The sequence below is a fragment of the Bradyrhizobium sp. NBAIM01 genome (assembly GCF_020194115.1).
In the GTDB taxonomy this organism is placed as follows: domain Bacteria; phylum Pseudomonadota; class Alphaproteobacteria; order Rhizobiales; family Xanthobacteraceae; genus Bradyrhizobium; species Bradyrhizobium yuanmingense.
In genome coordinates this window covers 65,699-91,906 of record NZ_JADYVU010000007.1, presented here as the reverse complement: position 1 = coordinate 91,906, position 26,208 = coordinate 65,699, and the positions used below count along the sequence as shown (strand labels likewise).

Here is a 26,208-nt window from a genome sequence, read left to right as displayed (position 1 = left end):
ACAGTGTCAGGTGAATTTGGATCCCGCCTTTAACGGCACGCCGCGCAGGAAGTCCGCGGCCTGCATGCGGGCCTTGCCCTCGCGCTGCAGCTCGATGATGCGGATGGCGCCGTCGCCGCAGGCGACGATAAGCTGATCGTCGAGCACGTCGCCAGGCGCGCCGGCGCCTTGCGCCAACTCGCAACGCAGGATTTTGACGCGGGCATCGTCAAGCTCGCTCCAGGCGCCGGGGAAGGGCGAGAGGCCATGGACGTGGCGCAGCACCGCGCGCGCGGGCCTGGTCCAGTCGATCCGCGCCTCGGCCTTCTCGATCTTGGCGGCGTAGGTGACGCCGTCCGCGCTCTGCGCCTTGAGCTGGAGCCCGCCGCGTTCGAGCGCGGCCATCGCGCGCACCATCAGGTCGGCCCCCAACCGGGACAGGCGATCGTGCAGGTCGAGCGCGGTCATGCTGTCGGTGATCGTGATGCGCTCGGCCATGGCGACGTCGCCGGTATCTAAGCCGACATCCATCTTCATCACCATCACGCCGCTCTCGGCATCATCAGCCATGATGGCGCGGTTGATCGGCGCGGCGCCGCGCCAGCGCGGCAACAGCGATGCGTGCAGATTGTAGCAGCCGAGTTTTGGCGCATCGAGGATCGCCTGCGGCAGGATCATGCCATAGGCGACGACGACGGCCGCGTCCGCATCGAAGGCGCGGAACTCGGCCAGCGCCTGCTCGGTCTTCAGAGTCTTCGGCGTCAGCACGGGAATGCCAAGCTTTCGCGCGGCCTCCTCGACCGGGGTCGGCTGCAATTGCAGGCCCCGCCGGCCGCCCGGCTTCGGCGCGCGGGTGTAGACGGCCGCGATCTCGTGGCCGTGCGCGACCAGCTCGAGCAGCGTCGGCACGGAGAAATCGGGCGTGCCCATGAAGATGAGGCGGAGGGGCATTTGACGAGACAATCCTTGAAACGAGCAAGGTACTCGTCATGGCCGGGCTTGTCCCGGCCATCCACGTTCGTCCTGCTCGCGGCGGCAAAGAACGTGGATGCCCGGGACAAGCCCGGGCATGACGGCGGAGGAATTATCACTCCGCCGCGCGCTTGGCGGCTTTCTCGAACTTCTTCATGACGCGGTCGCGCTTGAGCTTGGACAGATAGTCGACGAACAGCACGCCGTTGAGATGGTCGATCTCGTGCTGGATGCAGGTGGCGTAGAGCCCTTCGGCATCTTCCTCGTGCACCTTGCCGTCGAGATCGGTGAAGCGCACGCGCACCTTCGCGGGCCGCTCGACCTCCTCGTAATATTCCGGGATCGAGAGGCAGCCTTCCTCGTAGACCGACAGTTCCTCGGACGAGGCGATGATCTCTGGATTGATGAAGACGCGCGGCAGCGGCTTGGTCTCGCCGTTCTCATCGCGCTTGGCGAGGTCCATGGTGATCAGGCGCAGCGGCTGCGCGACCTGGATCGCCGCCAGCCCGATGCCGGGCGCGTCGTACATGGTCTCGAACATGTCGTCGGCAAGCTTGCGGATCTCCGCCGTGACCTTCTCGATCGGCTTGGAGACCAGGCGCAGCTGCTTGTCGGGCAGGATGATGATTTCTCTGAGGGCCATGGCCGCGATTTAAGCCGCGCGCCGGATGCGGTCAATGCGGCCCGGAACCCGTTAACCCCTCGCTAACCATAAAACTTCACCTTTCATTAACCATGAAAATTAGGGCCCGGTTAACCCAGAATGTTCCCTCTTCGTTCGCGAGAGCGCAGCGAATCGGCTACAAGGCGGCATGAACGAGATCATTGTCATGCTGGGCGACTGGCCGGTGCGCATCGTCGATGCGCTGATCGGCTTCGGTGCGCTCGTCCTCATCCTGCTGGTTGTGATTGCGGTTGTGATCGCGCGCTCGGGGCGGCGTGGCGCGGAACTCGCCATGGCGAACGCAATCCGTGCCGACGAGCTCGAGGAGCGGCTCGCCCAGGTGCTGCACGCCCAGAGCGAGGCCTCGGGGCGGGTCGACGCCATGACCCAGGCGCTCGCCGGCCGCCAGGCCGAGATGGCGCGCGCCGTCAACGAGCGACTTGATTCGGTGACGCATCGGGTCGGCCAGTCCATGGAACATTCGACCCGCAACACCATGGAGAGCCTGCGCGCGCTGCATGAACGGCTCGGCATCATCGACAACGCGCACAAGAACCTCACCGACCTCACCACGCAGGTGACCACCCTGCGCGACGTGCTCGCCAACAAGCAGTCGCGCGGCGCCTTCGGCCAGGCGCGGATGGAGGCGATCGTTCAGGACGGTCTGCCCAAGGGCTCCTACGAGTTCCAGTTCACGCTCTCGACCGGCAAGCGGCCGGACTGCGTCGTGTTCCTGCCCGATCAGCGCCCGCTCTGCATCGACGCGAAGTTTCCGCTGGAGGCGATGACGGCGCTGCACGACGCCCGCACCGACGAGGAGCGGCGCGTTGCCACGCAGCGGCTGCGCGGCGACGTGATGAAGCATGTCAGCGACATCGCGGAAAAATACCTCGTCACCGGCGAGACCCAGGAGATGGCGCTGATGTTCGTGCCGTCGGAATCGGTCTATGCCGAGATCCATGACGGCTTCGACGACGTGATCCAGAAGGCCTATCGCGCCCGCGTCGTGCTGGTGTCGCCGTCGCTGCTGATGCTCGCGATCCAGGTGATGCAGCAGATCATGAAAGACGCGCGCATGCGCGACGCCGCCGACCAGATCCGCACCGAGGTGATCAAGCTCGGCGACGATTTGGGGCGCCTGCGCGACCGCGTGCTCAAGCTGCAAAAGCATTTTGCCGACGTGAACGAGGACGTCCGCCAAGTGCTGATCTCCGCCGACAAGATCGAAAAGCGCGCAGGCCGCATCGAGGAGCTCGATTTCAGCAAGAGCGATGCGCCGGAGACACCGCGGCTGGTGGCGACGGGAGCGGCAGAGCTGTTTCCGCGCAAGCTCCAGGCGGGGGAGTGAGACTAGGGCACACTGTCGTGCCCCGCGAAGGCGGGGCACCCAGTACGCCGTGACGATCGTTGTTAAGCCGACGTGCCGGTGTTTACTGGATCGCCCGCCTTCGCGGACGATGACGGCGGAATGGAAGGCGAAGATGGATCCACGCCAGTACTACGTGTACATTCTCGCCAGCCGAATTGGCGGTACGCTCTATATCGGCGTGACGAACGATCTCATCCGCCGGTGGCGCAGCACAGGTTGAAGGTCATCGAAAGCTTCACGGAGAAGTACGACGTCGCCCGACTTGTCTATTTCGAGCAGTTCGACCATCCCGAGAATGCGATCAAGCGGGAGAAGCGGTTGAAGAAGTGGAATAGGGCCTGGAAGGTCCGCTTGATCGAGCAGCATAACCCAAACTGGGATGACCTCTATCCTGGGATAGCCGGACCATCATGATGGCGTCATGCTCAATGTCATGCCCCGCGAAGGCGGGGCATCCAGTATTCCGCAGCCCGTGTGGTTGAACCGAGACGCCGCGGAGTACTGGATCGTCCGCCTTCGCGGACGATGACACCGAGCGTGTTGGAAGCTCTCCCGTCTCACCAGCTACCGCGAGAGTCTTTTCCCCCAGAATCTGCTAACACGCCCCCATGACCGCACCCGACGCGACCTCCCCCGCCGCGACTTCCACCGCCTCGCCCTCCTGGCGCGACAGCCTTGCTGTTTACCTGCAGCCGCGCGTGCTGATCGTGCTGTTTCTCGGCTTCTCCTCGGGGCTGCCGCTGGCGCTGTCGGGCTCGACGCTGCTGGTGTGGATGGCCGAAGCCGGGGTCGATCTTGGAACGATCGGGCTGTTTGCGCTGGTTGGAACGCCATACACGTTCAAGTTCCTGTGGGCGCCGCTGGTCGATGCGCTGCATGTGCCGTTGTTCACGCAGGCCTTCGGACGTCGCCGCGGGTGGCTGGTGTTTGCGCAGCTGCTGCTGATCGGCGCGATTCTGCTGTTGGCGCTGACCGATCCGGCACGTTCGCCGCTGCTGGTCGCACTCGGCGCGCTGCTGGTCGCGACGATGTCCTCGACGCAGGACATCGTGGTCGACGCGTTCCGCGTCGAGAGCCTGCCCGAAAGCGAGCAGGCCGCCGGCATGGCCGCCTATGTCGCGGCCTATCGCATCGGCATGTTGGTCTCGACTGCAGGCGCCCTGTTCATCGTCACCGGCTTCGAGGCGATCGTCCCGCGTGGCGCCGCCTGGATGTGGGGCTATGTGGTGATGGCGGCTCTGGTGCTGATCGGCACGGTGACTGCGCTCGCCGCTACCGAGCCCGCACAATCCGCGCGCGCCGAGGCCGCCACGCAGGACGACGGCGCGCTCACGCGCGTGTTCCATGCCGCGCTGGGCGCGTTCTCGGAATTTCTGAGCCGCAAGGAAGCATGGGTCGTGCTCGCCTTCGTCGTGCTGTTCAAGTTCACCGACGCGTTCTCCGGCAACATGACCGTGCCGTTCGTCATCGACATCGGCTTCACGCGGAACGACTATGCCGTGATCGTCAAGGGCGTCGGCATCATCGCGACCCTGGCCGGCGGCTTTGCCGGCGGCTTCGTGGCCCGACGCTATTCGCTCGCGACCAGCCTGTGGATCGGCGGCATCGTGCAGGCGATGTCCAATTTGTCGTTCTCGTGGCTTGCGATTGTCGGCGTCAACGAATGGGCGCTGACCCTCGCGATCACCTCCGACAATTTCTGCAACGCCATCGGCACCGTGATCTTCGTCGCCTATCTCTCGGCGCTGTGCCAGAACCCGCTGCACACCGCGACACAATATGCGCTGCTGACGGCGCTCGCCGCGGTAGGACGGACCTATTTGTCGTCGGGCGCAGGCTATCTGGCAAAAGCGACGGGCTGGCCGATGTTCTTCGCGATCTCCGTCCTCGTCGCCATCCCGAGCCTGATGCTGCTGGCGTACTTGCAGAAGCGCGGGCATTTCGAGGCACTGGGGCCGGTGCGGGTGTAGGCACCCCTGTCATGCCCCGCGAAGGCTCGGCATCCAGTACTCCGAGACAGTCGTGATCGACCGAGAAGCTGCGGCGTACTGGATCGCCCGCCTTCGCGGGCGATGACACCGGAATCGGGGAGACGACTCCACCCCTACTGCTTCTTGATCAGGCTCCACTTCGTGATCACGGCCTCGCTCATCTGGCCGGGATCGCTGGCGCAGGCGACCTCGTCCACCTTCACGGAGATCTCCTTGCCGACGAAGGATTTCAGCTGGGCGGCCTGCGCCTCGCTGGAGGTGACGAGCTGGAACGTCTCAGGGCCGGTTTCGAGATTGCACAGCCCGTTCGGCGGCGGCAGGCGGCGCGGCTCGGACGTGATCTGGTAGGTCGCGACGCGCTTGCCGTTCTTGGCGTCGCGCACCTTCATCGCGTTGAGCTCGCCGGAGAGCACGTCGCCAGTGTTGATCGGCTTGCCGGGCTTGGACGGCGGCAGCGCCGCGTCGCCCTGCTGCGCGGAGATGGCCGGGGTCACCAGCATCAGCATCGTCGCGACCAAAGCCCATCGCGTGGCGAAAAGTTTCGTCATGTCGTCCGTTCCGTAAAGTCTGGATGGAGATTCCTGTTTTGACGCGTTTTCTTCACGCGAACCGGTATCCACTTCGCTCGAAAACGCTCTAGAACAGGGTGCGCTGCCGCATCGCAGCCGATAGCGTACCTTCGTCGAGATAATCAAGCTCGCCGCCGACGGGAACCCCGTGGGCGAGCCGCGTCACCTTCACATTGGCGTCCTGAAGCAGGTCGGTGATGTAATGCGCCGTGGTCTGGCCGTCCACCGTCGCATTCAGCGCCAGGATGATTTCGTGCACCTGCGAATCATGGGCGCGCGCCACCAGCGCGTCGATGGTCAGATCCTGCGGGCCGACGCCGTCGAGCGGCGACAATGTCGCGCCGAGCACATGATAGCGCCCCTGGGTCGCATTGGCCCGCTCCAGCGCCCAGAGGTCGGCGACATCGGCGACGACGACGATGATCGCAGGATCGCGCTTCGGATCGGTGCAGACGGTGCAGGGATTTTGCGTGTCGATGTTGCCGCAGGTCTTGCAGACCTGGACCTTGTCCAGCGCCACCTGCAAGGCGCTCGACAACGGCATCATCAGTGCTTCGCGCTTCTTGATCAGATGCAGCGCCGCGCGCCGCGCCGAGCGCGGACCGAGGCCCGGCAGCCGCGCGAGCAGCTGGACCAGCCGCTCGATCTCGGGACCTGCAACAGCGCCCATTTTATTGGCCGAACAGCCCCGGCGGCAGGCCGAGCCCGCCGGTGAGGGCCTGCATCTTCTCCTGCATGGCGGTCTCGGCCTTGCGGCGCGCATCAGCGAGGGCGGTGACGAGCAGGTCTTCCAGCACCTCGCGCTCCTCGGCCTTCATCAGCGAAGGATCGATCTTGATGCCCTTGACGTCCATCTTCGCGGTCATGTGCACGGCGACGAGACCGCCGCCGGAAATGCCTTCGACCTCGACGTTGGCGAGCTGGTCCTGCATCTCCTGCATCTTGGATTGCAGCTGCGCCGCCTGTTTCATCATGCCGAGAAAATCAGCCATGGGTGCGTGTCCTTGGAAAGAATGGTTCAGAGATCGTCGCCGTCGGAACCGTCGGGCGGATCGTCGCTGCCATAGTCGGCGTTAATATCGGTTTCCGGCGTCTCGGGAGCAAGCCTGCGGACCTCGACGACCTTGGCGCCGGGGAAACGCGACAGCACCTCCTGCACGCGCGGATCGGCTTCCGCGGTACGGGCATGCTCCTGCTTAGCCGCCTGGTTCACCGAGCGCAAAGTCGGCTGGCCCTGCTCGTTGGAGACGATCACGGTCCAGCGGCGGCCGGTCCACAGCTCGAACTTCTTCGCAAGTTCCGAGATCATGGTCTTGGAAGCGTTGGGCTCGAGCGCGACTTCCAGCCGCCCCTCCTCGAAACGGACGAGGCGCATGTCGCCTTCGAGCGCGCTCTTGGTCATGATGTCGCGCTTCTGCCCTGCGAGCGCAACCAGCTGGGTGAAGCTCGCGATGCGCAGCTGGGGCGCCGCCCCTTGCGTATCCGGCGCGGGGGCCGCCATCTGCGGCCGGGCGCCACCGCCAAACGCTGGAGCCGAGGCTGTCGGCATGCGCACGGGCGCAGCTGACATCGGCGCTGCGGAGGCAACCGGCGCGGCCGGCGCGCCGTTGCGCGCGCTACTTCCGCCGTTCACGACCGGCGAGCCGCCGCCGTTCTGCTCGAGCATTCTGATCGCTTCGTCGGGCGTCGGCAGGTCGGCGACATAGGCGATGCGCACCAGAACCATTTCGGCCGCGGCTGCGGGACGCGTTGCGGCCTGCACCTCGGCGATGCCCTTAAGCAGCATCTGCCACATCCGCGACAGCACGCGCATCGAGATCTTGGAGGCGAACTCCTTGGCGCGCACCCGCTCGGTCTCGCCATAGGCGACGTTGTCGGCGGTCGCCGGGATGACCTTCACACGGGTGACGAAATTGACGAACTCGGCGAGGTCCGAGAGCACGACGATGGGATCGGCGCCGACATCGTATTGGTCGCGGAACTCCTTGAAGGCGGACGCGATGTCGCCGCGCGCCAGCGACTCGAACAGGTCGATGACCCGGGTGCGGTCGGCAAGGCCCAGCATCTGCCTGACGGCATCGGCCTTCACCTGCCCCGCCGCATGCGCGATCGCCTGGTCGAGCAGCGACAGCGAATCGCGCACCGAGCCCTCCGCGGCGCGCGCAATGATGCCGAGCGCTTCCGGCTCGATCTCGACGTTTTCCTTCGCCGCAATGCTGGCGAGGTGCTTCATCAGCACGTCGGCCTCGACGCGGCGCAGGTCGAAGCGCTGGCAACGCGACAGCACGGTGACCGGAACCTTGCGGATCTCCGTCGTCGCGAACACGAACTTGGCGTGCTCCGGCGGCTCCTCCAGCGTCTTCAGGAAGGCGTTGAACGCCGCCGTCGACAGCATGTGGACTTCGTCGATGATGTAGACCTTGTAGCGGGCGCTGGCCGGGGCATAGCGCACGCTGTCATTGATCTGGCGGACGTCGTCGACGCCGGTATGCGAGGCCGCGTCCATCTCCAGCACGTCCATGTGCCGGCTTTCCATGATCGCCTGGCAATGCACGCCCAAGGACGGCATGTGGATGGTCGGCCCCTTCACCGATCCATCCGGCACCTCGTAGTTGAGTGCGCGGGCGAGAATGCGCGCGGTGGTGGTCTTACCGACCCCGCGGACGCCGGTGAGAATCCAGGCCTGCGGAATGCGGCCGGTCTCGAACGCATTGGAGACGGTACGGACCACGGCCTCCTGGCCGATCAGGTCGTCGAACGAGGATGGGCGGTATTTGCGCGCCAGCACCCGGTAGGGCGCATTGCCGGCCTGGCCGGCGCTATCGGGATCGGGAGGGGCGCCAGCGTCGGTCATCGGTCGATCCGCAATGAAATGTCTCTTGGCCGGCTTTTGCGGAAAGGAGCGCGCTGGCGGCTGGTGCCGCCGGCGCTGGTTCGCTCGAAAAACAGGTAGGAGACTGACGAGCGACCCGATCCGGACCTCGTTAGGGCTGCTTCCTTCCGGACCTGACCCGGTTGGCGAGTGGCTCGTCCACCGCCAATCTCCCGGTCCCTATTTGGGGCCAAAGGGAGTGGAAAGCAAGCGGGGTCTGGGGCTGTTCCGACGGCGCTTGGGGACTTCCGGCGCCGAATTCGCCCTCATTCGGCCTGCCCCCCGGGTCCGGCGCATAAGGACCACGGCGCATACGCATGTTGTCTGGGGGCGTGGTCTCTGCGACGGTAAGAATCAATCCAGAGAGCCTTCATGCCCGAACCCGCCTGGTCGCTGCACTCCCGCTTGAAAGAGGACACCATCGATATCGGCGATCTGCCGCTGTCGAAGGTGCTGGTCATCAAGGACGCGCATTATCCCTGGCTGCTGCTGGTGCCGCGGCGCGCCGATACGGTCGAGATCATCGATCTCGACGAGGTGCAGCAGGCGCAGTTGATGACCGAGATCTCCCGCGTCTCGCGCGCGCTGAAGGAGATCACCAAATGCGACAAGCTCAACATCGCCGCGCTCGGCAACCTCGTGCCGCAGCTGCACGTCCACATCATCGCGCGCCGCACCAGTGACGCGGCCTGGCCGCGGCCGGTGTGGGGCGTGATGCCGCCGCTGGCGCATGACGCCGCGGAGGTTCAGAATTTCATCAGCGCGCTTCGCCGCAAGATCTGGTTGGGTTGAAAGAACGATAATGTCAGCATTCAACGCGTTTCCGCTGGGGCAGCCGGCCTTCGTCACCAACGTCCTCGACCGCGCCGCGCATCTGCGCCGCGACGACGAAAAGCTGTTCGCGCTGGAGCAGAAGCCGTCCTCGCGCGCCTACGTGGTCTATCGCGACTCGCTGCTGGTGAAGCGCGAGGGCGACAAGGTGCGGGCGCGGCTCGGAATCGACGAGGCGCTGAAATGCGGCGCCAATCCCGGCACGGTGTTCCTCGGGCTTCGCGACGGTGCGGCCGTGTTCGGCATGGGCCTGTCGCAGGCCGCCGCCGAGAAGCTGGTCGGCCGCGAGGATTATACCGTGACCGAGCTGCGCGGCATGGCGATGCAGGGCGCGATCCCGCCCGAGGAGCTCTCGGCCGTCGCGATGGCGAAGTCGATGGTGGGATGGCATCAGCGCCACGGCTATTGCGCCAATTGCGGCGTACGCACCAGCATGAAGGAAGGCGGCTGGAAGCGCGACTGCCCGAGTTGCAAGGCCGAGCATTTTCCGCGCACCGATCCGGTCGTGATCATGCTGGTGGCGTCCGGCGACAAGTGCCTGCTCGGCCGGCAGAAGCAGTTTCCGGCAGGGATGTATTCCTGCCTCGCCGGCTTCGTCGAGGCTGCCGAGACCATCGAGGACGCGGTGCGCCGCGAGATCTTTGAGGAGTCCGGGATCCGCTGCACCGACGTGCAATATTACATGACCCAGCCCTGGCCCTATCCGTCGTCGCTGATGATCGGCTGCAGCGCGCAGGCGCTGAACGAGGACATCGTCGTCGATCGGATGGAGCTGGAAGACGCGCGCTGGTTCACGCGCGAGGAGGCGGCGAAGATGCTGACGCGGACGCATCCCGACGGGCTTGCCGGCCCGCATCCGTTCGCGATCGCCCATCATCTGCTCGGCCGCTGGGTACACGACAAGAGCAGCTGAGCCGAACGACGATGGCCGGGACCGCGCCGCGCATCCTCTGCATCGGCATGCCGGTGCGCGACCTCATCCTGCGCGTCGAGGCCTTGCCCGAACGCGGCAGCAAGGCGAACGCCAGCCATCTCGCCGAAGTGTGCGGGGGCAACGCGCTCAACGCTGCCATCGCGATGGCGCGGCTCGGCGGCCGCGTCGCGTTCGGGGGGCCGATGGGCGATGCGCGGGAGACGTCGACCGCTTTCATCCTCGCGCAGATGGCGCAGGAGGGCGTCGATAGCACGCACATCGTGCGCATGCCGGGCCTGAGCACGCCGGTCTCGGCGATCATGATCGAGCCCTCCGGCGAGCGGACGCTCACCATCTATCGCGATCCTGCGCTGTGGACCGTGAGGCTGCCCGAGGCCGATGCGCTGCTTGCCGATTGTCAGGCGGTGCTCGTCGAAAGCCGCTGCGCGGCGTTCGCGACCTCGTTTTGCGCCGAGGCACGCCGGCGCGGCATTCCCGTCATCGTCGGCGTCGACCGCGCGATGGCGCTGCAGGACGGCCTGCTCACGGCCGCCTCGCATCTGCTGTTCGCCAGCGCCCAGCTGCAGGAGACGGCCGGCATCGCTGACGACGGTGCGGCCTTGAAGCGCCTGGCGGAGCTGACGCCCGCCTTCCTCGCGGCCACCCGCGGCCCGCACGGCGCGATCTGGCTGAACCAGGCGGGCACGCTGGAGGAAACACCAGCCTTCCCGGTCCAGGCGGTCGATACGCTCGGCGCCGGCGACGTCTTCCATGGCGCGTTCGCGCTCGGCCTCGCCGAGGGCAAGGGGTTGCGGGAAGCGATGCGATTCGCCGCAGCCGCCGCGGCGCTGAAATGCACCCGCCATGGCGGCGGGCTGGCCGCCCCGCAACGCGCTGAAGTTGAAGAGCTTTTACAAGGCAAGCTCTAGAGCGATTCCACTGACGCGCCGAGATTATGGGCTTGCCGTGGAAAGATTTTCTCTATATCAGGGAAATCTGCCCCTGAAATGAAACAAAGTTCTTCAAATGACTGATGTCGCCGTCCAAATTCCCGAGACCAGCCGCCGCCTCGACGCCATCGACCGCAAGATCCTGATGGTGCTCCAGGAAGACGCCTCCCTTTCCGTCGCCGAGATCGGCGACCGGGTCGGCCTGTCCTCGACCCCCTGCTGGAAGCGCATCCAGCGCCTGGAGGCCGACGGCGTGATCATCAAGCGCGTCGCGCTCGTCGACCAGAACAAGATCGGGCTCGGCATCTCCGTGTTCGTGTCGGTCGAGAGCTCCGATCATTCGGATGCCTGGCTGAAACGGTTCGCCGAGGCCGTCAGCGCCATGCCGGAGGTGATGGAGTTCTATCGCATGGCTGGCGACGTCGATTACATGCTGCGCGTCGTGGTCGCCGACATGCAGGCCTATGACGTGTTCTACAAGAAGCTGATCAGCGCCGTGCCGCTGAAGAACGTCACCTCGCGCTTCGCGATGGAGAAGATCAAGTCGGTGACGGCGCTACCGATCCCGGCGGTGGTGGCGGCTTAATTTACGCCACACGGAAAGTGTCATCGCCCGATTTAATCGGGCGATCCAGTATTCCAGAGACGCCGGTGATAGAATCGAGAAGCCGCGGGGTACTGGATGCCCCGGTCAAGCCGGGGCATGACAGCGGAGCGAGAGGGACGGATCGCCTCTCTCAGGTGCTCCTCAAATCTTCTGATTGTACTCGCCGACTTCGGGATGCGTGCGCAGCACGCTGTTCACCATCTCGAACATGTCGTGCATGCGCTGCTCCGAGACCGGGCTTTCGACCACGACGACGAGCTCGGGCTTGTTGGACGAGGCGCGCACCAGGCCCCAGCTGCCGTCCTCGACCGTGACGCGCACGCCGTTGACGGTGACGAGATCGCGGATCGCCTGCCCCCCGATCTTCGCACCCTTTGCTTGCAGGCCTTCGAAGTGCTTCACCACCTTGTCGATGACGCCGTATTTGGTCTCGTCGGCGCAATGCGGCGACATGGTCGGCGACGACCAGGTCTTCGGCAGCGCGTTCTTCAGATCGGCCATCGACTTGCCGGGCGCGCGGTCGAGCATGTCGCAGATCGCGAGCGCCGAGACCAGGCCGTCGTCATAGCCGCGGCCATAGGGCTTGTTGAAGAAGAAGTGGCCGGACTTCTCGAAGCCCGCGAGCGCGCCGGTCTCGTTGGTGCGGCGCTTCATGTAGGAATGACCGGTCTTCCAATAGGCGGTCTTTGCGCCCTGCTTCTGCAGCACGGGATCGGTGATGAACAGGCCGGTGGACTTCACGTCGACGATGAACTGCGCGTCCTTGTGGATCGCCGACATGTCGCGCGCCAGCATCACGCCGACCTTGTCGGCAAAGATCTCCTCACCGGTGTTGTCGACCACGCCGCAGCGGTCGCCGTCACCGTCGAAACCAAGGCCGACATCGGCCTTGTGCTGCAACACCGCGTCGCGGATCGCGTGCAGCATCTCCATGTCTTCCGGATTCGGATTGTATTTCGGGAAGGTGTGGTCGAGCTCGGTGTCGAGCGGGATCACCTCGCAGCCGATCGCTTCCAGCACCTGCGGCGCGAACGCACCGGCGGTGCCGTTGCCGCAGGCCGCGACCACCTTGAGCTTGCGCTTGAGCTTCGGACGAGAGGTGAGGTCGGCGATGTAGCGCGCCGGATAGTTCTCGTGGAACTGGTAGGAGCCCCCGGCCTTGTTCTTGAATTCCGCGTTCAGGACGATCTCCTTCAGCCGCGTCATCTCGTCAGGGCCGAAGGTCAGCGGGCGGTTGGCGCCCATCTTCACGCCGGTCCAGCCATTGTCGTTGTGGGAGGCCGTAACCATCGCAACGGCGGGCACGTCGAGATCGAACTGCGCGAAATAGGCCATCGGCGTCACCGCAAGACCGATATCGTGCACCTTGCAGCCCGCCGCCATCAGGCCGGAGATCAGCGCGTATTTGATCGAGGCCGAGTAGCCGCGGAAATCGTGGCCGGTGATGATCTCCTGTTTGACGCCGAGCTCGGCAATCAGCGCGCCGAGCCCCATGCCGAGCGCCTGCACACCCATCAGGTTGATTTCCTTCTGGAACAACCAGCGCGCGTCGTATTCGCGAAAGCCTGTCGGCTTCACCATCGGCTCGGATTCGAAGGCGTAGGTGTTGGGCAACAATACGGATTTCGGCTTCGGGAACATTGAGTCGGTCTCGTGAAAGGGGGGGCGGGAGTTGCTGCAGGCTTAGCGAATGCCAAACCGCAGCGAAAGGCGGGAATGAAGGCTTATGGCCGATAATTGCGGCAGTTTGGTAACGAAGAAACGTTACCGGAAGGGCGGCCGGAGCAAGAATATCTTCTTGAAATTGACGACCGCGCGGTCGCGCGGCTCGCCTCTACTGCTCCAACACCATCTGCCCGTTGGCGTACTCAAAACGCTTCAGGCGGGACAGGAAGGAGAGGCCGAGCAGGTTTTCCGACAGCGCCTCGTCCGGCAGCACCATGGCATCGACATCGCGCACGATGAGGCCGCCGACGTCGAGCATGGCGATTCGGGTGCGCGCGGCCTTGATGGTGCCGTTGGCGGTGGAAACGGTGGCGTTGTACTCGCCACGCGAGGGACGGAGACCAAAGCGGGCGGCCGAGGTCTCGTTCAGCGCCACGACGGAGGCGCCGGTATCGATCATGAAGCCGATGCGCTGGCCGTCGATCCGGCCCTCGGTCTGGAAATGACCGCGGCCGTCACGTCCAATGGCCAGGCTGCGGCCGCTGGCCGGCGCTGTGGCCGCGACTGCGACCGTCGTGCGCGGCACTGACGTGGCGGAAGCCGAGCTCATCTTGTCCGCCATCTGCGCCATGAAGGTGCCGAGGCCGATCATAACGGCCGCGATGATCATAATGTTACGCATCACACCACTTCCGAGCCGAAAGCTCGATTTCATCACGCGACGAGGCCGGCGGCGAGCGCAGGCACGCCGGGGCTCCTGTCATTTTGACGAAAAGGATGAGCGGAGGGTTAATGCCGGTTGCGAGTTCTCACGTCCCGCGCGGCTTCGCCCGCCTTGTCGGCACGGCGCTCGCGGGATCGTCGGGCCAGGGGTGACGCGGGTAGCGGCCGCGCAGGTCGGAGCGGACGGCGGCGTAGCTGCCGCGCCAGAAGCCGGGCAGATCGCGCGTCACCTGCACCGGACGCTGGGCCGGCGACAGCAATTCCAGCACCAGCGGCACCTTGCCGGCGGCGATCGAGGGATGGGTGTTGAGGCCGAACAATTCCTGTAGCCGGACCGCGATGGTCGGCCCCTGCTCGGCCTCGTAGTCGATCGCGAGCATAGTGCCGGTCGGCGCCTCGAAATGCGTCGGCGCCTCGCGGTCGAGCCGCGTGCGCATCTCCCAGGGCAAGAGCGCCATCAGGGCGTCGGAGAGATCGCCCGCGGAGATGTCCTTGAGCGCGATCTTGTCGGAGAGCGCCGGCACCAGCCAGTCGTCGCGCCGCGCGATCAGACCGTCGTCGGACAAATCGGGCCAGCTGTCGCCCTCGGCCTTGCGCAGGAACATCACGCGATCACGCCATTGCTTGGCGGCTTTCGACCAGGGCAGCCGGTCGAGGCCCGCGGCGATCAGGCCATCTGCGAAGATGCGCGCGGTGTCCTCCGAGGGCGATACTGAAAGCGTCGCCTCGGACAGCGTGATCGCGTGCAGCACGCGCTTGCGCCGCGCCCGCAGCGCCATCGCGCCGCGATCGAACGAGATCTCGTCGGCGGTCTCGATATGCTCGGCGAAATGCCGCTCGATCTCGTCCTCGGTGATTTGCGCGGCGAGCAAGATGCGACCGCTCGCCGCCGTCCCCGTCATCTCACCGATCGCGATGTAGGGCGCACGGGCGAGCGAGGAGGTCTGCTCGACAGAGGCGCCGCGGCCGTTGGCCAGCACGAAGCTGCCATTGCCGCGATTGCGCGCGACGCGGTCCGGGAACGCATAGGCGAGCATCAGGCCGGTCGAGAGATCCTCCTGCTGCGCCACCTTCTCCGACGCCGCGACCTGCGAAGCCCAGCGGTGCGCGAGATCGCGCGCGCTTGCCGCGCGTGGTGAGCGGTCGCGGCGGAACTGGTCGCGGCGGTGCTCGAGATCGACGCTGTCGCCGCCAAGGCCGCGCTCGGTGATGATGGCCGCGATCTCGGCGGCGGCCTGGCCCTCGCCGGCGCGATGCGAATCCACGATCATGCGCGCCAGCCGAGGCGGCAGCGCCAGCGCACGCAAGCTCTTGCCTTCGGCGGTGATGCGGCCGTCGCCGTCGAGCGCGTTTAGCTCGCTCAGCAGGCTCTTGGCTTCCTTCCAGGCCGGCTGCGGCGGCGGATCGAGGAACGATAGAGCCGCGGGATCGCTGACGCCCCATTGCGCGAGATCGAGCACCAGCGAGGACAGGTCGGCGCTGAGGATTTCCGGCTGGGTGTACGGCGCGAGCGATGCGGTCTGCGGCTCGTCCCAGAGCCGGTAGCAGACGCCGGGCTCGGTGCGGCCGGCACGGCCGCGGCGCTGGTCCACCGCCGCGCGCGAGGCGCGCACGGTCTCGAGCCGGGTCAGGCCGATATCGGGCTCATAGCGCGGCACGCGGGCAAGACCGCTATCGACGACGATACGCACGCCCTCGATGGTGAGCGAGGTCTCCGCGATCGAGGTTGCCAGCACCACCTTGCGCGTGCCCTTGGGTGCCGGCGCGATGGCGCGATCCTGCACGGCGGCATCGAGCGCGCCGAACAGCGGCACGATCTCGACGGAGGCGTCCTGCACGCGCTCGGAGAGGAAATTCTGCGTGCGGCGGATCTCGGCGGCGCCTGGCAGGAAGGCCAGCACCGAGCCGCTATCGGCGCGCAGCGCAGATGCGATCGCATCCGCCATCTGCCGCTCGATCGGTGCATCCGCCTTGCGGCCGAGATAGCGTGTCTCGACCGGAAACGCACGGCCCTCGCTCTCGACGACGGGGGCATCGCCGAGCAGCCTTGCCACCCGCGCACCGTCGAGCGTCGCCGACATCACCAGGATGCGCAAATCCTCGCGCAAGCCGGTTTGCGCATCACGCGCCAGCGCGAGGCCCATGTCGGCGTCGAGCGAGCGTTCATGGAATTCGTCGAACAGGATCGCGGCAACGCCTGTTAGTTCGGGATCGTCGAGGATCTGGCGGGTGAAGATGCCCTCGGTCACCACCTCGATGCGCGTCGCGCGCGAGATCTTCGAGCCGAAGCGGACACGATAGCCCACGGTTTCGCCGGCGCGCTCGCCGAGCGATTTGGCCATGCGGTCGGCACTGGCGCGCGCGGCGATGCGGCGCGGCTCCAGCACGATGATCTTCTTGTCCTTGGCCCACGGCGCATCGAGCAAGGCCAGCGGCACGCGCGTGGTCTTGCCGGCGCCGGGAGGGGCCACCAGCACTGCGGCGTTGCTAGCCTCCAGCGTACGCGACAAATCGTCGAGCACGGCATCGATCGGGAGGGGCGTGTCGAAGCTGCGGGGCAAGATCCATCCACTCGTCATGCCCGGGCTTGTCCGGGGCATCCACGTCCTCGACCAGAAAACAGACGTGGATGGCCGGGACAAGCCCGGCCATGACGAATTTATGTGGAGCTGGGAACGATCAGCCCTGCACTGGCGGACGACCGACGCTCTCGTACACAAAGCCGGCGGCTTCCATGTCTTCGGGGCGGTAGATGTTGCGGAGGTCGACGACGACCGGCTGCGCCATGGTCGCCTTCAACCGGTCGAGATCGAGCGCGCGGAACTGGACCCATTCGGTGACGATGACGAGAGCGTCGGCGCCTTGCGCGCAGGCATAGGCGTCCTCGCAATAGGTGATATCGGGCAATTCGCCCTTGGCCTGCTCCATGCCGACGGGATCGAACGCCTTCACCTTCGCGCCCATGTCGATCAGGCCCGTTACCAGCGGGATCGACGGCGCATCGCGCATGTCGTCGGTGTCGGGCTTGAAGGTGAGGCCCAGCACCGCAACGGTCTTGCCGCGCAGATTGCCGCCGAGCGCCTGGCTCACCTTGCGCGCCATCGCGCGCTTGCGGTTCTCGTTGACCGCCAGCACCGATTCGACGATGCGCAAGGAGACGTCGTAGTCCTGCGCGATCTTGATCAGAGCCTTCGTGTCCTTCGGGAAGCACGAGCCGCCGAAGCCGGGACCGGCATGCAGGAATTTCGTGCCGATGCGGTTGTCGAGCCCGATGCCGCGCGCGACCTCCTGAACGTTGGCGCCGGCCTTCTCGGACAGATCGGCGATCTCGTTGATGAAGGTGATCTTGGTCGCGAGGAACGCGTTGGCGGCGTATTTGATCATCTCGGCGGTGCGGCGCGCGGTGAACATCAGCGGCGCCTGGTTCAGCGACAGCGGACGGTAGATGTCGCCCATCACCTTGCGGCCGCGCTCCTCGGAGGTGCCGACCACGATGCGGTCCGGGAATTTGAAATCGCGGATCGCCGCGCCCTCGCGCAGGAACTCAGGGTTCGAGGCGACCACCACATCGGCCGACGGATTGGCTTCGCGGATGATGCGCTCGACCTCGTCGCCGGTGCCGACCGGCACGGTCGATTTCGTCACCACCACGGTGAAGCCCTGCAGCGACTGCGCGATCTCTTTCGCGGCGGCGTAGACGTAAGACAGGTCGGCGTGTCCGTCGCCGCGGCGCGAGGGCGTGCCGACCGCGATGAACACGGCATCGGCATCGGCGACCGGCTGCTTCAGGTCGGTGGTGAAGTCGAGCCGCTTGGCTTTCACGTTGTTCGCGACCAGCTCGTCGAGGCCAGGCTCGTAGATCGGGATCTCGCCGCGATGGAGTGCCGCGATCTTCCTCTCGTCCTTGTCGACGCAGGTAACGTCGTGGCCGAAATCCGCAAAGCAGGCGCCGGACACCAATCCCACATAGCCCGTGCCGATCATCGCAATTCGCATGAAAAATCCTGTTCCAGCTTGGTTAACGGACGTCCAACTCAGCCCAATCCGGGGCGGTTTAGCATTTTCCCGAGGCCATGGAACAGTCCGCATGCAAAAACCGGCCCGCGATTTGAACCGGTAAAGAAGTCGGAAACTACTGGGCTCCAAACTGCCCCAGGCCCGCACAGGCACGGGCGGAACGCGCCTCGAAAAGGGACACCATGGCACGATCAGGCACAATCGCGGCGGCCAGCCCCTCCACGGCCGCTTCGGGCGCGCGTATCGACTGGGTCGACTACGCCAAGGGTATCTGCATCGTCATGGTGGTGATGATGCATTCGGTGCTGGGGGTGGAGCTTGCCGCCGGGCAGACCGGGTTCATGCACGTGCTCGTAGCCTTCGCAAAGCCGTTCCGGATGCCGGATTTCTTTCTGATTTCGGGCTTGTTCCTGTCTCTGGTGATCGATCGGGACTGGCGAACCTATCTCGACCGCAAGGTGGTGCATTTCGCCTATTTTTATGTCGTCTGGGTGACAATCCAATTCGGCTTCAAGGCCCCGGCCTTTGCGGCCGAGACCAGCTGGCAGCACGTCGGCCTGCTGTATCTCGAATCCTTCATCGAGCCGTTCGGCACGCTGTGGTTCATCTATCTGTTGCCGGTCTTCTTCGTCGTCACGAAACTGACACGCAAGGTCCCATCGCTCGCGGTCTGGCTCGTCGCCGCCGCGCTGGAGACCGCGCACATCACGACCGGCTGGACCGCCATCGACGAGTTCTGCGCACGCTTCGTCTATTTCTATTCGGGCTATTTGTTCGCGCCCTACGTGTTCGCCCTGTCGGACCGGGCGCGGAAGCATCCGGCGCTGGCGCTTGCAGCGCTCGCTGCCTGGGCGCTGATCAATGCCGGCCTCGTCGCAGCGGGCGCCAGCGAGTGGGCGATCGTCTCGCTCGCGCTCGGCTTCGCCGGCGCCTGCGCCATCATCGCGGCGGGCACGCTGCTCGCGCGGGCGCACTGGCTCAACTTCCTCCGCTTCTGCGGCGAGCATTCGATCGTGATCTATCTCGCCTTCTTCCTGCCGATGGCGGCGACCCGCACGCTGCTGCTGCGCACCGGCATCATTCCTGATATCGGCACGGTGTCGCTGCTCGTCACTATCGCCGGCGTGCTCGGTGCGCTGGCGATCTGGCAGGTCGCGCTCCGCCTCAATGCGCGCTTCCTGTTCGAGCGGCCCGATGCGTTCTGGATCGCGCCGAGGAAGGCGGGCGTGCGGTTACAGGCAGCGGAGTAGCTGCCCTCTCGGTGTCGTCGCCCGGCTTGACCGGGCGACCCAGTACGCGGAGGCGCCAGCGATTGAACCGAGAAGCCGCAGCGTACTGGATTCCCCGCTTGCCGCCTACGCTAGAGCTTCGGCGTGCCCAAGACCGAGACCTCGGCGAAGCCTTGGCGTAGCCGGGTCGCGGGGAATGACAGCGGGGATAGTCGCGCTACCGGCCCAAAAATCCGCCTCCCAAGGCTGTCAAAGTCCGCAAAAATTCATACATTGCGGCCATGCCCAAGACATCTCCGAAGACCACCGCCAAAGCTGACACCAAGGCCGCGCCGAAAGCTGCCGCAGAGACCAAGCCCGCTGTTGCCAAGGCTGCTGCCAAACCGGTCGCGGCGAAGGCGGCCGGCAAGGGCGACCATGTCTTCCTGGTCGACGGTTCCTCCTACATCTTCCGCGCCTATCACGCACTGCCGCCGCTGAATCGCAAGTCCGACGGGCTCCAGGTCAACGCCGTGCTCGGCTTCTGCAACATGCTGTGGAAGCTGCTCCGCGAGATGCCCGAGGACAATCGGCCGACGCATCTGGCCATCATCTTCGATAAGTCGGAGATCACCTTCCGCAACAAGATCTATCCGGACTACAAGGCGCACCGGCCGCCGGCCCCCGACGATCTCATTCCGCAATTCGCGCTGATCCGCGAAGCCGTGCGCGCCTTCGACCTGCCCTGCCTGGAACAGATCGGCTTCGAGGCCGACGATCTCATCGCGACCTATGTGCGCCAAGCCTGCGAGCGCGGCGCCAGCGCCACCATCGTGTCGTCCGATAAGGACCTGATGCAGCTCGTCACCGATTGCGTCACGATGTACGACACCATGAAGGACCGCCGCATCGGCATATCAGAGGTGATCGAGAAGTTCGGCGTGCCGCCGAACAAGGTGGTCGAGGTGCAGGCGCTCGCGGGCGATTCCACCGACAACGTGCCGGGCGTACCCGGCATCGGCATCAAGACCGCGGCGCAGCTGATCACCGAATATGGCGATCTCGACCAATTGCTGTTCCGCGCCGGCGAGATCAAGCAGCCCAAGCGGCGCGAGGCGCTGCTCGAGAATGCGGAGAAGGCGCGCATCTCGCGGCAACTCGTGCTGCTCGACGACAAGGTCGAGTTGGAGGTGCCGCTGGACGACCTCGCCGTCCACGAGCCCGACGCGCGCAAGCTGATCGCCTTCCTCAAGGCGATGGAATTCACGACGCTGACGCGGCGCGTCGCCGAATATGCGCAGATCGATCCTGCCAATGTCGATGCCGATCCCGGCTACGCCAGCGGCGCCAGCGTGTTCACGACGCTGCCGCCTTCGGACGTCGTGCCCACACCAGGCACGGGAACTCCGGCGCCAGCCCGGCCGAACCAGCCCAACAAATCGGCAGGCAAGGAGGACAAGGCTGCGAGCCCGAAGGGTGCGCCGATCTCGCTCGCCGTCGCGCGCGAAGAGGCGCTGCGCAAGCTTCCTGTCGATCGCGGCAAATACCAGACCATCAAGACGCTGAAGGAGCTCGACGCCTTCATTGCGCGCATCCATGACGCCGGCCATGTCGCGATCGAGACAAGAGCGAGCTCGATCGATCCGATGCAGGCCGATCTCTGCGGCATCGCGCTGGCGCTGGCGCCGAACGAGGCCTGCTACGTGCCGCTGGCGCACAAGCAATCCGGCGGCGGCGCCGGCCTGTTCGATGCCGGCCTCGCGCCGGACCAGGTCAAGCATGACGACGCGCTGCAAGCGCTGCGGCCGGTGCTGGAATCGACGGGCATCCTCAAGATCGGCTTCGACGTCAAGTTCACGGCCGTGATGCTGGCGCAGCACGGCATCACCCTGCGCAACATCGACGATGCGCTGCTGATCTCCTACGTGCTCGATGCCGGCCGCGGCTCGCATGCGCTGGAATCGTTGTCGGAGCGCTGGTTCGGCCATGCCATGCTGAAGGACAGCGAGCTGCTCGGCAGCGGCAAGGGCAAGATCACCTTCGACCAGGTGCCGATCGACAAGGCCGCACCGCTGTCAGCCGAAGGCGTCGACATCGCGTTGCGGGTGTGGCGCGTGCTGAAGCCGCGCCTGGTTTCCGAGCACATGAGTGCGGTCTACGAGACGCTGGAGCGGCCGCTGGTCTCCGTGCTTGCGCGTATGGAGCGGCGCGGCATCTCGATCGATCGCCAGGTGCTGTCGCGTCTGTCCGGCGACTTCGCCCAGACCGCAGCGCGCGTCGAGGCCGAGATCCAGGAGATCGCGGGCGAGCCGGTCAATGTCGGCAGCCCCAAGCAGATCGGCGACATCCTGTTCGGTAAGATGGGATTGCCTGGCGGCACCAAGACCAAGACCGGCGCGTGGTCGACCACCGCACAGGTGCTCGACGAGCTCGCCGAGCAGGGCCACGACTTCCCGAAGAAGATTCTGGAATGGCGCCAGGTCTCCAAGCTGAAATCGACCTACACCGACGCGCTGCCGGCCTACGTCAACCCGCAGACCCACCGCGTGCACACCACCTACGCGCTGGCTGCGACCACGACGGGGCGCTTGTCGTCGAACGAGCCGAACCTGCAGAACATTCCGGTGCGCACCGAGGACGGCCGCAAGATCCGCCGAGCCTTCATCGCCACGCCCGGGCACAAGCTGGTCTCCGCCGACTATTCGCAGATCGAGCTGCGGCTGCTGGCCGAGATCGCCGACATTCCCGTGCTGAAGCAGGCGTTCCGCGACGGGCTCGACATTCACGCCATGACCGCATCAGAAATGTTCGGTGTGCCGATCAAGGGCATGCCGAGCGAGATCCGCCGCCGCGCGAAAGCGATCAATTTCGGCATCATCTACGGCATCTCCGCGTTCGGTCTCGCCAACCAGCTCGGCATCGCGCGCGAGGAAGCCTCCGCCTACATCAAGAAGTATTTCGAGCGCTTCCCCGGCATCCGCGCCTATATGGACGAGACGCGCGATTTCTGCCGCAACCACGGCTACGTCACCACGCTGTTCGGCCGCAAGTGCCACTACCCCGACATCAAGGCTTCGAATGCCTCGGTGCGCGCCTTCAACGAGCGCGCCGCGATCAACGCGCGGCTGCAGGGCACCGCCGCCGACATCATCCGCCGCGCCATGACGCGCGTGGAGGATGCGCTCACCGAGAAGAAGCTCTCGGCGCAAATGCTGCTCCAGGTGCATGACGAGTTGATCTTCGAGGTGCCGGACGACGAGGTCGAGGCAACGCTGCCCGTCGTGCAGAAAGTGATGCAGGACGCGCCGTTCCCGGCCGTGCTGCTCTCGGTGCCGCTGCATGTCGACGCCCGCGCCGCGAACAATTGGGACGAGGCGCATTAACGCTCTCTCTTACCTCTCCCCGCTTGCGGGGAGAGGTCGGATCGCTCTTGCGGTCCGGGTGAGGGGGTACAGGTCCTTCGACGACCGCCCGTGTGGAGAAAGCCCCTCACCCCAACCCTCTCAGGGCGAGCGAAGCTCGTCCCGGCCCCGTAAGAACCGGGGCGAGGGAGCACACCGGCGCAAGACCTCGATTGTCCTCCGAGCAATTGCGCGATGGCCGCGCGATCCCGCGCGTATTAGAACCTTTGCATCTCCCGCACCGGTTCAACCATGCCCCACACCTCCGCCTTGCTCGGCTTCGCCCTCGTCAGCCTCGGCCTCGTGCTCACGCCGGGACCGAACATGATCTACCTGATCTCGCGCTCGATCACGCAAGGCGGCGCGGCCGGCATCGTCTCGCTCGGCGGCGTGGCGCTCGGCTTCGTGTTCTACATGCTGTGCGCGGCGTTTGGTATCACGGCGCTGTTGCTCGCCATTCCTTTCGCCTATGACGCGCTGCGCTTTGCCGGCGCCGGCTATTTGCTGTGGCTCGCCTGGCAGGCGGTGAAGCCGGGCGGACGCTCGCCGTTCCAGGTGAGGAAGCTCGCGGTCGACAGCCCGCGCAAATTGTTCGTGATGGGCTTCATCACCAACCTGCTCAACCCGAAGATCGCGATGCTGTATCTGGCGCTGCTGCCGCAGTTCATCGATCCCACAGCAGGCAGCGTGCTGACGCAGTCGGTGGTGCTGGGCGCGATCCAGATCGCAATCAGCGTCAGCGTCAACGCGATGATCGCGCTCGCGGCCGGATCGATCGCGCTGTTCCTGGCGAACCGGCCGAGCTGGATGCTGGTGCAACGCTGGCTGATGGGCACCGTGCTGGCGGGACTCGCGGTGCGGATGGCGGTGGAAGCGAAGAGGGTGTGAGGATGGTCTTCACCTCTCCCCGCCTGCGGGGAGAGGTCGAATTCGATCGCAGATCGAATTCGGGTGAGGGGGTACAGGTCTCTCGACCATCTCGCATGGGGAGAGAGGCCCCTCACCCCAACCCTCTCCCCGTAAGAACGGGGAGAGGGAGAAGAGAGCTTAATCCAGCTTCGCCTCCATCCCCCGCTTCACGGCCGGGCGCGCCATCAGGGCCTCGTACCAGCGCTTGACGTTGGGGAAGTCGGCCAGATCAACCTTGTGGCGAGGATGGCGCCAGGCCCAGCCCAGGATGGCAAAATCGGCAACCGAGAGCTCGCCGGCGACGAAGTCGCGCCCCTCCAGGCGGCGGTCGAGCACGCCGTAGAGCCGGCGGGTCTCGGCCATGAAGCGCTTCAGGCCGTAGGCCCGGTCCTGCTCGTTCTCGAGTGCGATGAAATGGTGTACCTGGCCGGGCATCGGGCCGAAGCCGCCCATCTGCCACATCAGCCATTCGTAGACCGGAATGCGCTGGATAAGCGATTTCGGCAGGAATTTGCCGGTCTTTTCGCCGAGATAGAGCAGGATCGCGCCGGATTCGAAGATGCTGACGGGCTTGCCCTCAGGCCCCTCGGGGTCGACGATCGCGGGGATCTTGTTGTTGGGCGAGAGGTTGAGGAACTCGGGCGCCATCTGCTCGCCCTTGGTGATGTTCACCGGGATCACCTTATAGGGCAGCCCCATCTCCTCCAGCGCGACCGAGATCTTGCGGCCGTTCGGCGTGTTCCAGGTATAGAGCTCGATGGTCATTCCGTGTCCTTCCCCAAGAGGCTTGCCCGAAGGCTTGCCCCCTCACCTACTCCAGAAGGTTGCGCCCTCACAACCGGCGGACCGGGATGGCCGATCCCTGTTGACGGGAGACGCCCCCTCTGGAATGTCGCGTCGGTCGCGGATAAATTCCGCCCCCACCAAAAACGCTGTTTGAGGGACCGCCGTGTCGAAATCCGCCTCCCGCGCCCGCCTGTTCGAGATCATCCGCCGGCGCTCATTCGGCCGCGGCGAGGTGACGCTCGCGTCGGGCCGCAAGAGCGATTTCTACTTCAACCTCAAGCCGACCATGCTCGACCCCGAGGGCGCAACGCTGCTCGCCGAGCTGACTTACGAGGCGCTCAAGGACGACCAGCTCGATTTCATCGGCGGTCTCGAGATGGGCGCGGTGCCGCTCGCCGGCGCGCTGGCGCAGATCTCCTGGATCAAGGGTCATCCGATCGCGGCCTTCTTCGTGCGCAAGAAGCCGAAGGAGCACGGCGCGAAGCTCGCGATCGAGGGCCTGCCCAAGGGCGAGACGCTGGCGGGCAAGCGCGTCGTGATCGTCGAGGACGTCACCACCACGGGCGGCTCGGCGATGAAGGCGGTGGAATCGGTGCGCGAGGCCGGGGCCAATGTCGTGCTGGTGCTGACCATGGTCGATCGCGAGGAAGGCGCCACCGACACGTTCGGTGCGGCTGGCCTGCCGTTCCGCTCGCTGTACAAGGCGTCGGAATTCTTGAAGGGGTGAAGTGGCGGAAATTTCTCCGCCGTCGTGCCTCAATGTGTCCCGGTAGCAACCACCCGTCCAAAGCTGCGCCCGGCCTTAAAGAGGCCACCGCCTCGTCTTGAAACCGCCTACGCTCAACTGCTCATTTACCATCCCGCTTTATGGTGAATCGTGTGCTGAGATCGCTCGGTCCCAGCCGATTCAGTAGCGTCGGGTGGAGTAAGCATTGCGTACAGTCATGTCCCATGCGCGCCGGCGGCGTCGCGCTTCGCTTGTGGCCGCCATGCTGGCAGCGCCGCTGCTGGCGGCGCCGACCTCGGTTGCAGCCGAAGGCCTGTTCGATTTCCTCTTCGGCGGAATGCAGCAGCGGCCGCAGCGCGAGGTGCCGCCGGCGAACTCCCACGTCGATCCCTTCAGCAGCCAGCAGAATGGCGCCACGCCGCAATATGTGCCGCCGACCCGCTCGGCCGCGGCCGGTGGCTCGGGACCGGCCTTCTGCGTACGCAGTTGCGACGGGAAATACTTTCCGCTGATGCGCGGTCTCGTCTCACCCGCGCAGATGTGTCAGGCGTTCTGTCCTGCCAGCGCGACCAAGGTCTATTTCGGCTCGTCGATCGACGGTGCCTATTCACAGACCGGCGAGCGCTACGTCGACAGCGAGAACGCGTTCGCCTACCGCAAGGCGCTGCGCGCCGACTGCACCTGCAACGGCCGTGAACCCGTCGGTCTTGCCCCGGTCGACCTTGCGCTGGATTCCTCCCTGAAGGCCGGCGACGTGATCGCCACCAGCGACGGCCTCGTCGCCTATACCGGCGTCCGCGTCGGCAACGACCAGGCTGCGGATTTCACCCCGGTTGCCTCCTATCCCGGCCTCACCGCGCAGGTTCGAGCGCGGCTCGGCGAGATGAAGGTGGCGCCGGTGCGCGCCGAGACGGTGTCGGCAGATGCGCCAGCGTCAAACGAGATCGTGCGCGAGCCGCTGCCGGACGTGACAGTGCCGAAGACCGCCGCGAAGCCGGCGAAGCGGGCGGGGTTGGATTAAGCCTCACCTGTAACCACACCGTCATTGCGAGCGT

General features: G+C 65.6%; 22 protein-coding genes, 1 other RNA gene and 1 pseudogene. 12 read left to right on the top strand and 12 right to left on the bottom strand.

Going from position 1 to position 26,208, the window contains the following annotated elements; translation table 11 throughout:
• Positions 1–6 precede the first annotated feature (6 nt).
• Positions 7–930, bottom strand: a complete 924-nt coding sequence (gene fmt, locus I6F31_RS22650) for a methionyl-tRNA formyltransferase (protein WP_225186142.1) — start codon at positions 928–930, stop codon at positions 7–9.
• 136 nt (positions 931–1,066) lie between these two features.
• Positions 1,067–1,594 carry a peptide deformylase gene (gene def / locus I6F31_RS22645; RefSeq protein ID WP_036041776.1) on the bottom strand — a complete coding sequence of 176 codons (528 nt, stop codon included), beginning with the start codon at positions 1,592–1,594 and terminating at the stop codon, positions 1,067–1,069.
• Between the two features lie 169 nt (positions 1,595–1,763).
• On the opposite strand from def, the gene rmuC reads away from it, so the two are divergent.
• The 3 genes and pseudogenes from rmuC (at position 1,764) to I6F31_RS22630 (ending at position 4,954) form a co-directional block, all read left to right on the top strand.
• On the top strand, positions 1,764–2,963 hold the full coding sequence (gene rmuC, locus I6F31_RS22640; protein ID WP_057027526.1) for a DNA recombination protein RmuC: 1,200 nt from the start codon (positions 1,764–1,766) through the stop codon (positions 2,961–2,963).
• Between the two features lie 133 nt (positions 2,964–3,096).
• Positions 3,097–3,398 (top strand): annotated as a pseudogene (locus tag I6F31_RS22635) (GIY-YIG nuclease family protein).
• Positions 3,399–3,592: 194 nt separating this feature from the next.
• Positions 3,593–4,954, top strand: coding sequence for an MFS transporter (locus I6F31_RS22630; RefSeq protein ID WP_225186141.1), 1,362 nt, complete (start codon positions 3,593–3,595; stop codon positions 4,952–4,954).
• Positions 4,955–5,088: 134 nt separating this feature from the next.
• Here I6F31_RS22630 and I6F31_RS22625 read toward each other — a convergent pair whose 3' ends face one another.
• The 5 genes from I6F31_RS22625 to ffs form a co-directional block, all read right to left on the bottom strand.
• Complete coding sequence (locus I6F31_RS22625) at positions 5,089–5,523, bottom strand: hypothetical protein (RefSeq protein WP_036014102.1); 435 nt, start codon at positions 5,521–5,523, stop codon at positions 5,089–5,091.
• Between the two features lie 88 nt (positions 5,524–5,611).
• Positions 5,612–6,214, bottom strand: a complete 603-nt coding sequence (gene recR, locus I6F31_RS22620) for a recombination mediator RecR (protein WP_036026497.1) — start codon at positions 6,212–6,214, stop codon at positions 5,612–5,614.
• 1 nt (position 6,215) lies between these two features.
• Complete coding sequence (locus tag I6F31_RS22615) at positions 6,216–6,536, bottom strand: YbaB/EbfC family nucleoid-associated protein (protein ID WP_225186140.1); 321 nt, start codon at positions 6,534–6,536, stop codon at positions 6,216–6,218.
• 26 nt (positions 6,537–6,562) lie between these two features.
• Entirely contained in the window at positions 6,563–8,398 is a 1,836-nt protein-coding gene (locus I6F31_RS22610; protein ID WP_225147244.1) for a DNA polymerase III subunit gamma/tau, read from the bottom strand.
• A 95-nt stretch (positions 8,399–8,493) separates the two neighbouring features.
• Positions 8,494–8,590: signal recognition particle sRNA small type (gene ffs / locus I6F31_RS22605), an RNA gene on the bottom strand.
• Between the two features lie 198 nt (positions 8,591–8,788).
• Between ffs and I6F31_RS22600 the strand changes: the two genes are divergently transcribed.
• From I6F31_RS22600 to I6F31_RS22585, 4 genes are all read left to right on the top strand, one after another.
• Positions 8,789–9,208, top strand: a complete 420-nt coding sequence (locus I6F31_RS22600) for an HIT family protein (protein WP_036041788.1) — start codon at positions 8,789–8,791, stop codon at positions 9,206–9,208.
• Positions 9,209–9,218: 10 nt separating this feature from the next.
• Positions 9,219–10,160: an NAD(+) diphosphatase gene (gene nudC, locus I6F31_RS22595; protein WP_225186139.1), complete on the top strand. Its 942-nt coding sequence runs from the start codon at positions 9,219–9,221 to the stop codon at positions 10,158–10,160.
• 11 nt (positions 10,161–10,171) lie between these two features.
• Positions 10,172–11,089: a sugar kinase gene (locus I6F31_RS22590; protein ID WP_225147243.1), complete on the top strand. Its 918-nt coding sequence runs from the start codon at positions 10,172–10,174 to the stop codon at positions 11,087–11,089.
• Between the two features lie 97 nt (positions 11,090–11,186).
• Positions 11,187–11,696, top strand: coding sequence for an Lrp/AsnC family transcriptional regulator (locus I6F31_RS22585; RefSeq protein WP_025032510.1), 510 nt, complete (start codon positions 11,187–11,189; stop codon positions 11,694–11,696).
• Positions 11,697–11,858: 162 nt separating this feature from the next.
• Here I6F31_RS22585 and I6F31_RS22580 read toward each other — a convergent pair whose 3' ends face one another.
• From I6F31_RS22580 to I6F31_RS22565, 4 genes are all read right to left on the bottom strand, one after another.
• The gene (locus I6F31_RS22580; protein WP_036026482.1) at positions 11,859–13,358 is read right to left on the bottom strand and encodes a phosphomannomutase/phosphoglucomutase; all 1,500 of its coding nucleotides are present in this window, start codon (positions 13,356–13,358) and stop codon (positions 11,859–11,861) included.
• 193 nt (positions 13,359–13,551) lie between these two features.
• Positions 13,552–14,064, bottom strand: a complete 513-nt coding sequence (locus I6F31_RS22575) for a TIGR02281 family clan AA aspartic protease (RefSeq protein WP_225145576.1) — start codon at positions 14,062–14,064, stop codon at positions 13,552–13,554.
• Between the two features lie 127 nt (positions 14,065–14,191).
• Positions 14,192–16,666, bottom strand: coding sequence for an ATP-dependent helicase HrpB (hrpB, locus tag I6F31_RS22570; RefSeq protein ID WP_225147242.1), 2,475 nt, complete (start codon positions 16,664–16,666; stop codon positions 14,192–14,194).
• 118 nt (positions 16,667–16,784) lie between these two features.
• Entirely contained in the window at positions 16,785–18,101 is a 1,317-nt protein-coding gene (locus I6F31_RS22565) for a UDP-glucose/GDP-mannose dehydrogenase family protein (protein ID WP_225186138.1), read from the bottom strand.
• Positions 18,102–18,304: 203 nt separating this feature from the next.
• On the opposite strand from I6F31_RS22565, the gene I6F31_RS22560 reads away from it, so the two are divergent.
• The 3 genes from I6F31_RS22560 (at position 18,305) to I6F31_RS22550 (ending at position 23,619) form a co-directional block, all read left to right on the top strand.
• Entirely contained in the window at positions 18,305–19,372 is a 1,068-nt protein-coding gene (locus tag I6F31_RS22560; RefSeq protein WP_225186137.1) for an acyltransferase family protein, read from the top strand.
• Positions 19,373–19,632: 260 nt separating this feature from the next.
• Positions 19,633–22,713 (top strand): DNA polymerase I, encoded by a 3,081-nt coding sequence (gene polA / locus I6F31_RS22555; RefSeq protein ID WP_225186136.1) that lies wholly within the window; start codon positions 19,633–19,635, stop codon positions 22,711–22,713.
• Between the two features lie 270 nt (positions 22,714–22,983).
• Positions 22,984–23,619: a LysE family translocator gene (locus I6F31_RS22550; protein WP_057027515.1), complete on the top strand. Its 636-nt coding sequence runs from the start codon at positions 22,984–22,986 to the stop codon at positions 23,617–23,619.
• Positions 23,620–23,778: 159 nt separating this feature from the next.
• Here I6F31_RS22550 and I6F31_RS22545 read toward each other — a convergent pair whose 3' ends face one another.
• On the bottom strand, positions 23,779–24,405 hold the full coding sequence (locus I6F31_RS22545; RefSeq protein WP_036026473.1) for a glutathione S-transferase family protein: 627 nt from the start codon (positions 24,403–24,405) through the stop codon (positions 23,779–23,781).
• Between the two features lie 184 nt (positions 24,406–24,589).
• On the opposite strand from I6F31_RS22545, the gene pyrE reads away from it, so the two are divergent.
• The gene (gene pyrE, locus I6F31_RS22540) at positions 24,590–25,153 is read left to right on the top strand and encodes an orotate phosphoribosyltransferase (protein ID WP_036014130.1); all 564 of its coding nucleotides are present in this window, start codon (positions 24,590–24,592) and stop codon (positions 25,151–25,153) included.
• Between the two features lie 217 nt (positions 25,154–25,370).
• Positions 25,371–26,174, top strand: coding sequence for a DUF2865 domain-containing protein (locus tag I6F31_RS22535; protein ID WP_225186208.1), 804 nt, complete (start codon positions 25,371–25,373; stop codon positions 26,172–26,174).
• Positions 26,175–26,208: the final 34 nt, after the last annotated feature.

Coding starts and splice junctions, on each gene's coding strand:
- I6F31_RS22630 (WP_225186141.1), top strand. CDS start 3,593: ATGACCGCACCCGACGCGACCTCCCCCGCCGCGACTTCCACCGCCTCG.
- fmt (WP_225186142.1), bottom strand. CDS start 930: ATGCCCCTCCGCCTCATCTTCATGGGCACGCCCGATTTCTCCGTGCCG.
- def (WP_036041776.1), bottom strand. CDS start 1,594: ATGGCCCTCAGAGAAATCATCATCCTGCCCGACAAGCAGCTGCGCCTG.
- I6F31_RS22560 (WP_225186137.1), top strand. CDS start 18,305: ATGGCACGATCAGGCACAATCGCGGCGGCCAGCCCCTCCACGGCCGCT.
- polA (WP_225186136.1), top strand. CDS start 19,633: ATGCCCAAGACATCTCCGAAGACCACCGCCAAAGCTGACACCAAGGCC.
- I6F31_RS22600 (WP_036041788.1), top strand. CDS start 8,789: ATGCCCGAACCCGCCTGGTCGCTGCACTCCCGCTTGAAAGAGGACACC.
- I6F31_RS22565 (WP_225186138.1), bottom strand. CDS start 18,101: ATGCGAATTGCGATGATCGGCACGGGCTATGTGGGATTGGTGTCCGGC.
- I6F31_RS22575 (WP_225145576.1), bottom strand. CDS start 14,064: ATGCGTAACATTATGATCATCGCGGCCGTTATGATCGGCCTCGGCACC.
- I6F31_RS22580 (WP_036026482.1), bottom strand. CDS start 13,358: ATGTTCCCGAAGCCGAAATCCGTATTGTTGCCCAACACCTACGCCTTC.
- rmuC (WP_057027526.1), top strand. CDS start 1,764: ATGAACGAGATCATTGTCATGCTGGGCGACTGGCCGGTGCGCATCGTC.
- nudC (WP_225186139.1), top strand. CDS start 9,219: ATGTCAGCATTCAACGCGTTTCCGCTGGGGCAGCCGGCCTTCGTCACC.
- I6F31_RS22590 (WP_225147243.1), top strand. CDS start 10,172: ATGGCCGGGACCGCGCCGCGCATCCTCTGCATCGGCATGCCGGTGCGC.
- recR (WP_036026497.1), bottom strand. CDS start 6,214: ATGGGCGCTGTTGCAGGTCCCGAGATCGAGCGGCTGGTCCAGCTGCTC.
- I6F31_RS22535 (WP_225186208.1), top strand. CDS start 25,371: ATGTCCCATGCGCGCCGGCGGCGTCGCGCTTCGCTTGTGGCCGCCATG.
- I6F31_RS22615 (WP_225186140.1), bottom strand. CDS start 6,536: ATGGCTGATTTTCTCGGCATGATGAAACAGGCGGCGCAGCTGCAATCC.
- I6F31_RS22545 (WP_036026473.1), bottom strand. CDS start 24,405: ATGACCATCGAGCTCTATACCTGGAACACGCCGAACGGCCGCAAGATC.
- I6F31_RS22585 (WP_025032510.1), top strand. CDS start 11,187: ATGACTGATGTCGCCGTCCAAATTCCCGAGACCAGCCGCCGCCTCGAC.
- I6F31_RS22610 (WP_225147244.1), bottom strand. CDS start 8,398: ATGACCGACGCTGGCGCCCCTCCCGATCCCGATAGCGCCGGCCAGGCC.
- I6F31_RS22625 (WP_036014102.1), bottom strand. CDS start 5,523: ATGACGAAACTTTTCGCCACGCGATGGGCTTTGGTCGCGACGATGCTG.
- I6F31_RS22550 (WP_057027515.1), top strand. CDS start 22,984: ATGCCCCACACCTCCGCCTTGCTCGGCTTCGCCCTCGTCAGCCTCGGC.